At 42.7% G+C, this 255-nt stretch carries 1 pseudogene; it reads right to left on the bottom strand.

The annotated features are described in order from the left end of the window. A pseudogene (locus KFE26_RS23900) lies at positions 1-255 on the bottom strand (TerC family protein); the annotation flags it as partial.

Genomic DNA, 255 nt, shown 5'->3' with positions numbered 1-255 from the left:
TAACAAATACGTTATCCATAGACAGTGATTTTTCAATCAGATAGCCCGTTAGGTATTCCATACCGGCGGTTGAACCCTTGTACCACCAGAGCCAAGCCCCAAACAATAAGCCCATACAGATATAAAAAGCTGAAAGCTTTAAACTTTCAGCCACGGTAATTTCATGCTGATCCTTGTGCAATACGCCAAGGTCAAAGGCTAATAACGCCAGCACAAAACCGAAAAACATTAACCAAACCCAAAGCGGGTAACCCA

The sequence above is a fragment of the Shewanella sp. M16 genome (assembly GCF_018224605.1).
In the GTDB taxonomy this organism is placed as follows: Bacteria; Pseudomonadota; Gammaproteobacteria; order Enterobacterales; family Shewanellaceae; genus Shewanella; species Shewanella oncorhynchi.
This window is presented reverse-complemented; position numbering and strand designations above follow the sequence as displayed.